Annotated in this window: 11 protein-coding genes; 1 reads left to right on the top strand and 10 read right to left on the bottom strand. The window is 39.0% G+C overall.

Features of this window, described 5'->3' with window-relative positions:
- Positions 1–86 precede the first annotated feature (86 nt).
- The 8 genes from BBI00_RS02565 to BBI00_RS02530 form a co-directional block, all read right to left on the bottom strand.
- Positions 87–914 carry a hypothetical protein gene (locus tag BBI00_RS02565; protein ID WP_065397300.1) on the bottom strand — a complete coding sequence of 276 codons (828 nt, stop codon included), beginning with the start codon at positions 912–914 and terminating at the stop codon, positions 87–89.
- Between the two features lie 19 nt (positions 915–933).
- Positions 934–1,497 (bottom strand): phosphoribosylglycinamide formyltransferase, encoded by a 564-nt coding sequence (gene purN, locus BBI00_RS02560; protein ID WP_065397299.1) that lies wholly within the window; start codon positions 1,495–1,497, stop codon positions 934–936.
- A gap of 76 nt (positions 1,498–1,573) precedes the next feature.
- A complete protein-coding gene (gene purM, locus BBI00_RS02555; protein ID WP_065397298.1) occupies positions 1,574–2,566 on the bottom strand; it encodes a phosphoribosylformylglycinamidine cyclo-ligase in 993 nt (330 codons plus the stop codon).
- Between the two features lie 275 nt (positions 2,567–2,841).
- The gene (locus BBI00_RS02550; protein WP_065397297.1) at positions 2,842–3,393 is read right to left on the bottom strand and encodes an NADPH-dependent FMN reductase; all 552 of its coding nucleotides are present in this window, start codon (positions 3,391–3,393) and stop codon (positions 2,842–2,844) included.
- Positions 3,394–3,485: 92 nt separating this feature from the next.
- The gene (locus BBI00_RS02545; RefSeq protein WP_065397296.1) at positions 3,486–4,214 is read right to left on the bottom strand and encodes a pirin family protein; all 729 of its coding nucleotides are present in this window, start codon (positions 4,212–4,214) and stop codon (positions 3,486–3,488) included.
- A gap of 219 nt (positions 4,215–4,433) precedes the next feature.
- Positions 4,434–5,816, bottom strand: coding sequence for an MFS transporter (locus BBI00_RS02540; protein WP_065397295.1), 1,383 nt, complete (start codon positions 5,814–5,816; stop codon positions 4,434–4,436).
- Positions 5,817–5,829: 13 nt separating this feature from the next.
- The gene (locus BBI00_RS02535) at positions 5,830–6,351 is read right to left on the bottom strand and encodes a nuclear transport factor 2 family protein (RefSeq protein WP_065397294.1); all 522 of its coding nucleotides are present in this window, start codon (positions 6,349–6,351) and stop codon (positions 5,830–5,832) included.
- A gap of 6 nt (positions 6,352–6,357) precedes the next feature.
- Entirely contained in the window at positions 6,358–8,217 is a 1,860-nt protein-coding gene (locus BBI00_RS02530) for a glycoside hydrolase family 13 protein (RefSeq protein ID WP_065397293.1), read from the bottom strand.
- Between the two features lie 234 nt (positions 8,218–8,451).
- Here BBI00_RS02530 and BBI00_RS02525 point away from each other — a divergent pair, with 234 nt between their 5' ends.
- Positions 8,452–9,435 carry a sterol desaturase family protein gene (locus BBI00_RS02525; protein WP_065397292.1) on the top strand — a complete coding sequence of 328 codons (984 nt, stop codon included), beginning with the start codon at positions 8,452–8,454 and terminating at the stop codon, positions 9,433–9,435.
- 108 nt (positions 9,436–9,543) lie between these two features.
- On the opposite strand, the gene BBI00_RS02520 is transcribed toward BBI00_RS02525, so the two are convergent.
- Positions 9,544–11,700, bottom strand: coding sequence for a glycoside hydrolase family 97 protein (locus BBI00_RS02520; protein ID WP_065397291.1), 2,157 nt, complete (start codon positions 11,698–11,700; stop codon positions 9,544–9,546).
- 79 nt (positions 11,701–11,779) lie between these two features.
- Positions 11,780–12,883: a SusE domain-containing protein gene (locus BBI00_RS02515; protein ID WP_065397290.1), complete on the bottom strand. Its 1,104-nt coding sequence runs from the start codon at positions 12,881–12,883 to the stop codon at positions 11,780–11,782.
- Positions 12,884–12,899 lie beyond the last annotated feature (16 nt).

Here is a 12,899-nt window from a genome sequence, read left to right as displayed (position 1 = left end):
ACAGCTATTTCAAACTGTGTCCGGGTCTTTCACCTCCGAACTTACTTTTATTTTACTTAGATTTTTTTTACTATTAAAGCTGATCTTTAAAACTTTAATATCATATTATTATTTTGATCATAGGAAAACTTCCACTTGCCTCCATTTTCTCCCCATTTCACATTATTTTCATCATATACTTCAGTTTTAATCTCACGATAATTATTTTCTGAAAGACTGCGATAAAAATAAGTATCTAACAAGCCTAACCTTTTAAAAGGATTTTTAGCATTATCATAATCCAAAAAAGTAATCTCTGTTCTAATGCTATTATTTTCATTATAATTATGCAAATACTGACTTACTATTTTCTTCAAATTTGCCCCTTCATATATAAAAATATCAACTTTTTCTAAAAAGCCAAGCGAAGGATAATTTGGAGTTCCAGGAGTAATATTGGGATATTTCAATGTAATTTTAGACAATTTACCATCAGAATTATACTCGTAAAAATATTTTCTTACATCGTAAACATTACCTCCATTCGAAACAGGAATATATTTTTCAATAACCTTTCCATTGGAATTTAAAGTATATATAATATTTTTAGAAACAACTAAACTGCCATCATTACTTTTATTTTCTACAACAACTATATTTCCCATATATGACAGATTAGTATATATTGGATATATATACCCATAATCCTTGTAGGTTTTTATTAGTTTCCCCTGGCTATCATAGGTGAACAATTGATAATAATCATGTGGTGGATTAGGCTCATCTTCGTCAAATCCTACAATTGACTTCAATAGTTTATCAGGCATTAAATCATGAACATTAACTCCTATATTTACCTCTTGAGAATCCTCATTAGAAGTACAGGAAGACAATGTTATTGACATTAATAATGCTATTAAAACTGTTTTATTCATATATGATTTACAATTATTCTCAGTTTCCCAGGACCTTATTGATCGCTAAAGGAAATATCTCATATTCAATCTGGTGAACTTTCTGAGCAAGTGTTTCAGGAGTATCATCAGCGGTTACTTCAAAAGATTTCTGAAGAATAGCTTCTCCCTCATCAATGCCAGATGTTACAAAATGTACAGTCGCCCCACTTTCTGTTTCTTTAGCTTCAATAACAGCATTGTGAACGTTCATTCCCCACATTCCTTTTCCTCCGAATTTCGGAAGCAGTGCAGGATGAATATTGATGATTTTACCATTCCAGTTTTCACAGAACTCAGGTTTCAGAATAGACAGGAATCCTGCCAATACAATCAGATCGGTATCCTGCGGGATTACTTTTGCCAATTCGCTGCTGAAGTTCTTTCCTCTCGGAATGAGTATGTTTTCTATATGATGATTTTTCGCTCTCTCCAGTCCGAAACATTCTCTGTCAGCAACCACCAGACTTACTTTTGCATTCCGGATTTCTCCAGCTTCAATAGTATCAATGATTCTCTGCAGATTGGTTCCTGAACCGGATACGAGTACAACGATGTTCTTCATTATTCAGATGTTAGATGTCAGATTGAGGGGGTACAGACTTACAGCCTGATGCCTGGTATCTGAAATCTGATGTCATTTAAAATTTCAAATCAATTTTTTCAGCTCCTTCCGTAATTTCTCCGATTTCGTAAGCATCATCTAAAAGGTGTAATACTTTTTCAGCGTGCTGTGCATCTACTACAATCACCATTCCTACTCCCATGTTGAATGTACCGAACATTTCTTCACGTGCGATTGCTCCTCTTTTTTCCAGTTCAAGCATTACACTTGGAATTCTGATAGCAGAAGCGTCAATAGAAGCACAAAGTCCTTCAGGGATGATTCTCGGAACGTTTTCATAAAGACCTCCTCCTGTAATGTGAGCAATTCCGCTTACTTTTACTTCTTCCAATACTTTATGAATATCTTTATAATATAATCTGGTAGGTACCAAAAGTGTTTCGTATAGAGGTTTCCCTTCAAACTCTTCTTCGAAGTTCGGGAATACTTTTCTTACTAAAGAGAATCCGTTGGAATGAAATCCTGAGCTTGGCAATGCGATAATTCTGTTACCGGCTTTAATTGCAGATCCGTCAATGATCTGGTCTTTTTCCACGATTCCTACACAGAATCCTGCAACATCATAATCTCCCGGCTGGTACATCCCCGGCATTTCAGCAGTTTCTCCACCAATCAGTGCACAGTTGTTGTCCTTACATGCGTTTACCATTCCCAGAACGATTTCAGCAGCGATTTCAGAATCAAGTTTTCCGCAAGCCAGATAATCCAGGAAAAATAAAGGTTTAGCGCCGTGGCAAAGAATATCGTTGGCACACATTGCAAAACAGTCGATCCCGATAGAGTCATATTTTTTGGTATCCAAAGCTACTTTCAGCTTGGTACCTACTCCATCTGTTCCTGAAACAAGAACCGGATTTTTGTATCCGCCGATCTCATAGAAAGCTCCAAAGCTTCCCAAATGGTTCAATACATTGGAATTGTGGGTTTCACCAACCGCTTTTTTGATCTTGTCAACCGTTTTGTATCCTTCTTCTTTGTCTACTCCTGCTGATTTGTAAGTGTTGCTCATGTCTGCTTAGATTTTTAGATATTAGATTTCAGATGATGTATGGTCTTATACCTGATGTCTGGCTTCTCTTATCTTTTAATATTTCAATTACTTTTTATATTCGATTTGGAAAACAAAAAAGCCGACAATCTTTGCAGATTATCGGCCGTTATTTTATCTCAGAATTTCAGAGCCCACAATTTTCCCTTTATGAGAAAAACATTGTTTATAGGAGGTCTGAATTTTCATCTCTTTTCTTTTTGCAAAAATAGTAATTTTAAATGAATATTCAAATTCTATTTTTCAAGGATGGTTTCGATGGCTGCAATCTTCTTGATTTTTTCTTTTAACTCGTTGTTTTTCTCTTCATTAGAAATTGTCTGAGTGGCTTTATCAAAGTTGTCATTGAAGAAAGGAAGTGAAAAAGTTTCCACCACATTTCCACCATGGAAAGGGAAACGCTTGGATGCTGCTTCCAAAACTCCTGCTCCGCCTCTGCCTCCCGGCGATGTAGACATCAGCAACATGGGTACTTCGTTCCATACGGTTCTGTCTTTGATTCTGGATACCCAGTCGAATACATTTTTGAATGCCGTAGAATAGGTTCCGTTGTGCTCTCCCAAAGAAACCAAGAGTACGTTTGCGCTGTCAATCTTAGCGGCAAAATCATGGGCTTCCTGCGGTACACCACCTGCTAATTCTCTTTCATGTTTGTAGATTGGCATTTCGAAAGGATTTAAATCAATTACTTCTACTTCTGCATTTTCAAATAATGTTGAAGCATACGCCACCAACTGTTTGTTCATTGAAGCTTCCGAGTTACTTCCTGCTATTGCTAAAATTTTCATATATAGTATTATTTTTTATGGTATGAAATTGCTGCCTGGTATTAGGCAGCAGTTTCACACTCTTTTAATTTTAAGGATACAAATTTAGTTTTTTATTTAAGATAAGAAGGCAATTCCATTGGGACTTCCATCAATAATATTTCGGCATCTTCCACTGCTTCGATATTAAAGCTCTGGGTATCCCAGATCCCCAAGCCGTCTCTTTCGTTCAGAACACGGTCTCCTACTTTGGCACTTCCTTTTAACACAAAGGCATAAACCCCGTTCCCTTTTTTGTTCAGCATATAGTTTTTGCCGTTTCCTTTTTTGAAATTGGCCAGGTTGAACCATGCATCCTGATGGATCCATACGCCGTCATCATTTTTATCCGGCGATAAAATCTGCTGGAATCCGTTGATCTTCTCTCCTTCTTTGATGCTTTTCTGATCATATCTCGGCTCAACATCCAATTCTCTCGGGAAGACCCAGATCTGTAAAAATTTTACCTCTTCATCTTTATTCTTGTTGTATTCGCTGTGCATTACCCCGGTTCCGGCACTCATCACCTGAATTTCTCCTTTTCTGATCACCGCAGTGGTACCCATTGAATCTTTATGTTCCAGATCTCCTTCTAAAGGGATGGAGATAATTTCCATATCCCTGTGCGGGTGTGTTCCGAATCCCATTCCCTGAGAAACGGTGTCATCGTTCAATACTCTCAAAACTCCAAAGTTCATTCTGTCTCTGTTCTGATAATTTGCAAAACTGAATGTGTGATAAGAGTTTAACCAACCATGATTTGCATGGCCTCTTGAATCTGCTTTATGATATACTGTTTTCATTTCTGTGATTATTTTATGGTACAAATGTACGGGATATGTCGGCTGAAAAATGTTGATGTAGGATAAGAAAGGAAATTGGGGCTGAAGAAGGCCATTATAAGTTTTGGCTAAAGCCGTTGCCGTATCTATAATATGAAAGCGGGCTAAAGCCCGCCTCTAGTGAATTGATAATATTTTTTTATATAAAACCGCATGATCTATCCGGTCTGATTTTTCTTTTTAAAAATGCACCTGTTTAATTTCTTCTTCAATTTCTTTTGGCGTTTCTTCTTCCGACTTGATGAATACCATGGTAACAATGGCTCCTATCAGCATACAAACGCCTCCTACGACAACATAATCGATCGCCATTTTTCCGAAAACATTGCTTACGACAGGGCCACCGAAAATTCCGTTGATAATCTGCGGGATAACGATGAAGAAATTGAATATCCCCATATAAACTCCCATTTTTCTTTGCGGGATTACTTCAATTAACATCGCATAAGGCATTGCCAGGATGCTGGCCCAGGCAAAACCTAACCCTATCATGGAAATCCAAAGGTTGCCGACATCTTTAATAAAGTACATGGAGATCAACCCTAAACCTCCACACAGTAAAGCCAGGGCGTGGGTCTGTTTTTTGCCAATCCATTTGGCAATAGGTGTTAACAGGAATGCAAACGGGATGGCCCACAGATTATACATTCCGAAAAGTTTACCGGTAAGGTCACCCGCATCATTGAATGCTTTTGAATGGGTATCATCGGGGGAAAGCCCGAAATGATGGGTTGCCAGGGCACTGGTAGTAAACACCCACATGGTAAACAGGGCAAACCATGAGAAAAACTGAACAATTCCCAGCTTTTTCATCTGAGCAGGAATCGTGGCAAAGTCTTTAAATATATCTGAAAATTTAGAAGGCTCTGCAGTTTCTTTTTTATCTTCTTCAAAATCTGCAAACTCCTGCGGTGAATATTCCCTGGTGGTAATGATGGTGTATAATATCGCTGCCAAAAGTAATCCTGCTCCTGCATAGAAAGAATAAATCACGTTGTCTGCCACAAAGCCTTTGGGAGCAACATTGGATACTCCAAGTTTCGTGAGCCAGTCCGGAAGGTAAGAACCCAATACAGCTCCTACTCCGATCAGGATCGTCTGTACTGAAAATCCTATGGTTCCCTGATGTTTCGGAAGCATATCTCCTACCAAAGCCCTGAAGGGTTCCATGGCAATATTCACGGAAGCATCCATCATTGCCAGGAAAATGACGGCCAATAAAAGTGCACTGGCAGCAAACATCTGCGTTACAGAGGCGGCATTAGGAAGCAATACCAATCCTATGGCACACAGGACAGCACCAATTAAAAAGTAGGGTTTTCTTCTTCCCAACGGGCTCCATGTATTGTCTCCCATATGCCCGATGATGGGCTGTACAATAAGCCCTGTAACAGGGGCAACCAGCCAGAACCATGATAATTCATGAACATCTGCGCCTAAATTGGCAAGGATCCGGCTTGCATTTCCGTTCTGTAATCCAAAAGCCATCTGAATTCCTAAGAATCCCATACTCATATTGATGATCTGAGTAAGTGAAAGTTCCGGTTTTATTTTTTTAGCCATTGCTGTTGTATGATTATTTTGTTTTTAATTCCTCGATCAGCACATCTTCCAGCGCTGTTTTTTCAGCAACCACTTTGTCTACAACGTCATTAGGAACCGTCATGGAAAGCACATACTGCTTCACTTTCCACTGCCCGTTGATTTTTTCTACGACTCCTGATCCTCTGCAGATCTTCATCTGGGTATCCAACAATTCGTCAAACCATGCAAGCTTCCCGTCTTTACTGAAGTAAATATTTCTTTTCAGAGCGGTAAAATTCCATGTTTTCTTTTTATCGAAATGTGGTTTTGCCCAGACCATAAATGCTTTTTTATCCCAGATTTCAGTAGCATCTGTTCCGATAAAGGTAGATTCATCGGCAAAGTAACTGAAGTAGGTATTGTAATCTGCTTTGGCAGCAGCCTCATTAAAGGCGTCGAGCATGGCACTGATTTCCTTCTTTTCTTTATCAAATGTTGTTCGGGTTTGTGCTGAAACCATTGTAAACCCAAGTAAAAAAAGGATCAATGTATGAGCAGCTATTAATTTTTTCATAGAGAGTTATTTTTCAAGTTCAATGATCAACGAAGTTTTAGCAGGAATTGTTATTCCTTTCTGTAAGTTTAATTCTTTTCCGGAAATAATTTCTTTCCCTTTGGAAAAACCTTTTAAGGCTTCTTCAAAATACTTCAGGTCCAGCGTCTGGTCTTTTTTATTATTATTCAGGATCACCATTACACTTTCCCTGTCATTGTATCTGAAATATGTAAATACCCCATCTTTAGGAACGAAATTTTTAGTTTTCCCGTTGTGGATTACGTCTTTCCCTTTTCTCCAATTCAGTAATTTCTGTGTAAAACTGAAGAATTCTTTCTGTTCGGGAGTTTGTGATGAAAGATTGAAGGCACTCTGTTTATCAGATTTCCAGCCGCCCGGAAAATCCCTTCGGATATCAGCATCTCCTCCTTTTTTCTTATTGCCCCGCATTCCTATTTCTGACCCGTAGTAGATCTGTGGAATTCCGCGCACAGTGGAGATCAGTGTCAGCCCCATTTTGTAAGCAGCGGGGTCTGCATTAAAGATCTCGTTCCATCTTTCGGTATCATGATTTTCAAAGAACACCAGCAAATTCCGGGTGTCCGGGTAAAGGAAATCGCTTGTAAAAGCATCATAAAGCTTTATCATTCCTTTATCCCAGCTTTCTTCTTCCTGAAGAGCTTTAGGCATTTCGCTAAACAGTACAAAATCCATTACGGAAGGCAGATTCGAATTGTATCCTGCGGCTTCCCCAGTTTTGGAGTCTTTCTGCCAGGCTGAAATATGGCCGGCTGTAGACAACCAGGTTTCGCCTACAATATTAAATTTCGGATATTCGTCGGTAATTGCTTTGGCCCATTTTGCCATTGCTTCTTTGTCATTGTAAGGATAAGTATCCACACGGAAACCTCCCAATTCGGCATATTCAATCCACCAGATTGCGTTTTGGGTCAGGTATTTCAGTACCAGCGGATTTTTCTGGTTGATGTCCGGCATTGTGGTATCAAACCATCCGTCCAGCGCATATTTTCTATCGATTTCAGAAGCGTTGGTATCGAATTGAGAAGTTATTTTATAATTGGATCTTTTGAAACCGTTTTCGCCATCGCTGAACCAATGAATCCAGTCTTTGGAAGGCAGATCTTTGATCATCCAGTGTGATACCCCCCAGTGGTTGGTGACATAATCCATCACCAGTTTCATATTCCTCTTATTCAGTTGCTGTGAAAGGGTCTTATAGTCTTCGTTGGTTCCGTAGCGGGCATCTATTTTGTACAGATCGGTCTGGGCATAGCCATGATAGGAATAGACTTTTTCGTTATCTTCATTCACCGGAGTCAGCCATACGGCAGTTGCGCCCAGTTTCTGAATATAGTCGAGGTTATTGATAATCCCCTGAAGATCTCCGCCGTGTCTTCCGTTAGGTAATTTACGATCAGCTTTTTCCGTTAAAGCCGGGCTTGAATCATTCTTTTCGTCGCCATTGGCAAAACGATCGGGCATGATCAGGTACATCACATCTTTTGAGGTATATGATTCGCGGCCGGCAGATCCCGGATTCCGTTCTTTCAGTTCATAGGTATAATTGGCGAGATCCTTACCGTTCTTCTTAATATTGATTGTAAACTTCGGGACCTTGATTTCACTGGTATTGACCGTTATAAAAACATAGTTGGGATTTTCTACTTTCTGAATGCCTTTGATGGATATTCCGTCTGAAAGGCTGATCTCATTATTGGCAATCCCTTTCCCGTAAACAAGAATCTGAAGCTCAGGGTTTTTCATCCCTTTCCACCAGAAGGCCGGCTCTACTCTTTCCAGGTTTTGCTGGGAAAAAGCGGCAGAAGCTACGGAAAGGGCTAATGCTAAACATATTTTCTTCATAATAGAGTTCAATTTAGCATTAAATTTTTACATATAAACTACTGTGAAACGGAATTTTAATAAAAAATCTTCCCCTTTTTAAGAGCGGTGTTATCTATTATATAATCGTAAGCAGCAATGTTCCTGTTCACCCCTATTCAATCATAATTATTTTCAATTATTTTTTAGTTTTTACGGAAAATTCACACTGAAAACACACTTTCTATTTCTTTTATTTTTAGTTTTACAGAAAAAATGTTGAATTTCAGCAATATATTCAAAACTGAGGGACCGGATGTTGTTTACACATGGACCATCCCTGTATTTGCTGCTATTATTTTCATAGAAATGGCTTACAGCCACTTTAATAAAGAAAAAATCTATGAGACGAAAGATGTGGCAACCAATGTTCTTTTCGCCCTGCTCAACTACGGGTTAGACATTATCATGAAAGGTTTCTCTTTATTTGTTATGATGTTCTTTTACCAACATCGCATTTTTGACTGGCAGGAAGGGATATGGTACTGGATTGCGGTATTTCTTGCCCAGGATTTTGCTTATTACGTTCATCATTATGTGGATCATCACTCCAGGGTATTCTGGGCGGTACACATTACGCATCACAATTCTGATTATTTCAATATCAGTACGGGATTCAGAAGTCCTGTATTTCAGCCCTTATACAGATATCTGTTTTTTTCTCCATTAGCTTTCATGGGGTTTCATCCGTGGCATATTCTGGTAGCCTATTCTTCCATACAGATCTACGGGACTTTTGTGCATACCCAATCGATTAAAAGTATGGGATTTTTAGAATACATTCTGGTTACTCCTTCACATCACAGGGTACATCATGCCTGCAATATCAAATATCTTGACCGCAATATGGGAATGGGCCTGATCATCTGGGACAAAATCTTCGGGACTTTTGAAAAAGAAGACCCTGAAGTTCCCGTGAAGTATGGTATTTATCCTAAAATGGAGTCTAAAGATCCTGCAACCACCCTTTTCTATGAATGGCGAAGGATAGGGAAAGATCTGAGGCAGCCCGGCATTTCTTTTAAAACCCGGCTCAAGTACCTTTTCTATTCTCCGGGATGGAGACATGATGGTACAGGCAAAACGGTGAAGCAGTTTCAAAAGGAATATCTCGAGAAAATAAAAAATAAGACTTCAGCAGAAAAAGAAGAACTTGTTTCTGAAGCAGAATATGAGTATACGGAAGCATTGGATAAGTAAGAAAATAAAAGAAATCTCTTAACACCTGCTCCTTATGAAATGGAATAAAAAAGTAGCCCCGGGACACTGAATAATCAATGAACCGGGGCACCTTAGTGTATCTTCAAATTATTTTACAGGCTTGATAGAAATTGCGAAACCGCCGCTTCTTGCCATTTTAAAATTAATTTTTGATTTGCCGGTAATCTCTTTCTTGTAGATATTATAGCTTTGAGGGTTGTCGATATAATCAGCATCTTTTCCATCTTCATAGATTGTTGCTTCATATTTCTTTCCTTTATCCAGGAATGAGAAATCTACAGTGTATTCACGTTTGTTCTCATCGGTAATCCCCCCTACGAACCAGTTTTCTGTACCTTTTGCTTTTCTGGCAGTAATGACATAATCTCCCGGCTCTGCAGATAAGATCCTGGTATCATCCCAATCTGCTGCCACATCTTTGATAAACTGGAAAGCATCCATGTGCTTTTTATAGTTTTCAGGAAGATCCGCTGCCATCTGTAACGGCATATACATCGTTACATATAATGCAAGCTGCTTTACCAAAGTAGTTTTTACAAAACGTTTATCTCCAGGGAAGTAATAGTCTAATTTGGTCTGGAAAATTCCCGGAGTGTAATCCATGGAACCTCCCATCCATCTTGTGAACGGAAGAACGGTCTGGTGATCAGGCTTATTTCCTCCGAATGCTTCGTATTCCGTTCCACGGGCTGCTTCTGCAGAGATATAGTTCGGGTAGGTACGGCTTTCTCCTGTAGGACGTACAGATTCGTGAGAATTGACCATGATCTTATATTCATTGGCTTTTTCAGCAATTCTATAGTAATGGTTAATCGTCCATTGGGAATAATGGTGTTCTCCTCTTGGAATAATATCTCCTACGTATCCTGTTTTCACGGCATCATATCCGTATTTATTCATCGTCTGGAAAGCTTTGTCTGCCCATCTTTCATAATTCGTTGCAGACCCTGAAGTTTCATGGTGCATGATCAGCTTGATTCCTTTTGAATGGGCATAGTCATTCAGCATTTTGATATCAAAATCAGGATAAGGGGTAATGAAGTCGAAAACAAATTCTTTGGAATGACCGAACCAGTCTTCCCAACCGATATTCCAACCTTCAATCAAAAGTCCCTGGAATCCGTTTTCTGCAGCAAAATCGATATATTCTTTCACTTTTGTATTATTCGCAGCGTGTTTTCCGTTTGGAGTCAGTTTTGTAAAATCTGTCTTATCCAAATGAACATTCTCTGCTGTAGAATAAGCCCACTGAGATTTTCCGATGATCATTTCCCACCAGACACCCATGTATTTTGTAGGGTGAATGTAAGAGGTATCGGTATATTTTGTAGGTTCGTTCAGGTTGAAGATCATTTTGGAATCCATCACTTCTTCGGCTTTCGGCGCTACTATGATCGTTCTCCAAGGGGTTACCGAAGGGGTTTGGATGTATCCTTTTGCTCCCTGTCTGTCTGCAGTAAGGTGTGTTTTGAATTTAAAATTCTGTGCATCTACCTCAAGGTGTGAAGCCGGGTAATCCAGTACTGCAGCTTCAGCTACGTTGATGTATAAAGGGGTTTTTCCTTCTTTTTTCAGCATCAGCGGGGACTGCACTGCATTTTTGATCAGTTTCTGGGATGCATTGGCGTCCGCAGCCTGAGTCCATTTTGCAGGTATTTCAGAAACTTTGGTTTCCTGATACTGATATTCCTGAGAATCGTAATCCGCTACCATCCACCAGGCCTTCATATCGGTTGGGAAATCAATTTCAGAATCTTCTTCTCTGATTACGAAATAATTAAGGTTCTTTTGTTGCGGGAATTCATATCTGAATCCAAGACCGTCATTGAACAATCTGAATTTCACTACAATGCTTCTGTCTGTGGAAGCCTGATTCAGCGTAAGTGCCAATTCGTTATAGTTGTTGATATAATTTTTCTTTTCTCCAAGAACCGGCTGCCAGGTCTCATTTTTAGAGTCTCTTTTTTCATCTACTTTTGCAAAACCGTTGTTCAGGTCGTATTTTGCATCTTCCGGTTTGGCAATTTCGGAAGCAAATTTTATGGCTGTGTCTTTAAATAATCTCAATCCTAATTTAGAATCTTCAACCACTACTGCCCCGTTGTATTTCAGGTTATAGTAAGGTACTCCTTCTTTCAGCTGGAAATTCATTTCAAACTTTCCATCGGGAGACTTTAAGGATTGGGCTTTCACCCCTACAAACATCATTGAGAGCAAAAGCGCTCCAACAGTAATTTTCTTCATAATGACTATTTATTAACTTAAAAAATAAATAAAGTGCTGCGGTAAAGCAGCACTTTGCTTTTATATCAGATTAAATCTATTATAACGGTTTAATGGTGTAAACACCTAATTTTAAATCTACAGTGATTTTATAATTTGCTCCTGTACCTGTCAATTTAATATTTCCATTGCTACCTTTAGGGGCCAGATATCCTGTATTGCTATCTGCTTTGATATCTCCCCATTCAAGCTCTGCCCAGGCCTGCTGACCTAAAAACTTCAATTGAGTTTCACCAGAAAGTGCAATTGTGTGCTCAAATTTACCATTCCCCAGACTCGTCATTGGAATAGCTGTTCCGGCATTCCAGCCATTCACAGAACCTACAAGGTATAAGTTTGCCGGATTCCAGATATTAATTGAAGAAGGAGCTGCCTCTATTGTCTTTTTGGCAAGGTCTGCATCAATCGTAATCTTATACATTCCAGAAGTTCCGGTAAACTGAATATTTTCAGCGGGTGAAGCTATTAAATTCGAAGACCATGTTTTAAAGTATCTGTTGGAGGCCTGCGTATCCGGAGTGTCTAAGCTATAATTATTCGGGCCCCAATCCTGCTGTCCTAAAAACCTGAATGATTTTCCGCTTTCAAGATAGGTATAGATTGTAGAAATATTTTCCTGTTTGTATAACATCTGTGCACTTCCCGCACTCCAACCCACAGCAGATGCATCTCCTACAAGATAGAAAGAAGGAAACTCGGTAAGATAAGGAGTAACAGTCATTTTCACTGTATTGGAATATAAAACAATACTTCCCACAGAAGATTTCATTCTTATTTCAATTTCATTGGCTTTACCTGGTAAGAACCCGGCATCAAGAATTATTTTATTAAATGCTCCTACGGTATAAGTGACGGCTTTGTCTAAGGTAGTGACATTTACACTTGATGCGTTCTTGAAATTACTTCCTGCAGTTGCAATCTCCAGAGCATCTTTTACGACTACCTGGGTATTAAATGTCGGATTTTCCCAACTGAACTTGACCGCCTTATTAGCTTCCGTATCTTTTGTCAGCACAAGAGTTGTTGCATCTGAAGACAAACTGGGATTTGAAGTTACATCCAGCATTACATTATCATCTTTTTCACAGGAAACAACCCAAAGAGCAAGAAGGGTAAGTGCTACTATTTTAAATAAATGTTTCATTTTAAATTTCTTTTTT

The sequence above is a fragment of the Chryseobacterium arthrosphaerae genome, assembly GCF_001684965.1.
Taxonomy (GTDB): domain Bacteria; phylum Bacteroidota; class Bacteroidia; order Flavobacteriales; family Weeksellaceae; genus Chryseobacterium; species Chryseobacterium arthrosphaerae.
This window is presented reverse-complemented; position numbering and strand designations above follow the sequence as displayed.

Coding starts and splice junctions, on each gene's coding strand:
- BBI00_RS02565 (WP_065397300.1), bottom strand. CDS start 914: ATGAATAAAACAGTTTTAATAGCATTATTAATGTCAATAACATTGTCT.
- purN (WP_065397299.1), bottom strand. CDS start 1,497: ATGAAGAACATCGTTGTACTCGTATCCGGTTCAGGAACCAATCTGCAG.
- purM (WP_065397298.1), bottom strand. CDS start 2,566: ATGAGCAACACTTACAAATCAGCAGGAGTAGACAAAGAAGAAGGATAC.
- BBI00_RS02550 (WP_065397297.1), bottom strand. CDS start 3,393: ATGAAAATTTTAGCAATAGCAGGAAGTAACTCGGAAGCTTCAATGAAC.
- BBI00_RS02545 (WP_065397296.1), bottom strand. CDS start 4,214: ATGAAAACAGTATATCATAAAGCAGATTCAAGAGGCCATGCAAATCAT.
- BBI00_RS02540 (WP_065397295.1), bottom strand. CDS start 5,816: ATGGCTAAAAAAATAAAACCGGAACTTTCACTTACTCAGATCATCAAT.
- BBI00_RS02535 (WP_065397294.1), bottom strand. CDS start 6,351: ATGAAAAAATTAATAGCTGCTCATACATTGATCCTTTTTTTACTTGGG.
- BBI00_RS02530 (WP_065397293.1), bottom strand. CDS start 8,217: ATGAAGAAAATATGTTTAGCATTAGCCCTTTCCGTAGCTTCTGCCGCT.
- BBI00_RS02525 (WP_065397292.1), top strand. CDS start 8,452: ATGTTGAATTTCAGCAATATATTCAAAACTGAGGGACCGGATGTTGTT.
- BBI00_RS02520 (WP_065397291.1), bottom strand. CDS start 11,700: ATGAAGAAAATTACTGTTGGAGCGCTTTTGCTCTCAATGATGTTTGTA.
- BBI00_RS02515 (WP_065397290.1), bottom strand. CDS start 12,883: ATGAAACATTTATTTAAAATAGTAGCACTTACCCTTCTTGCTCTTTGG.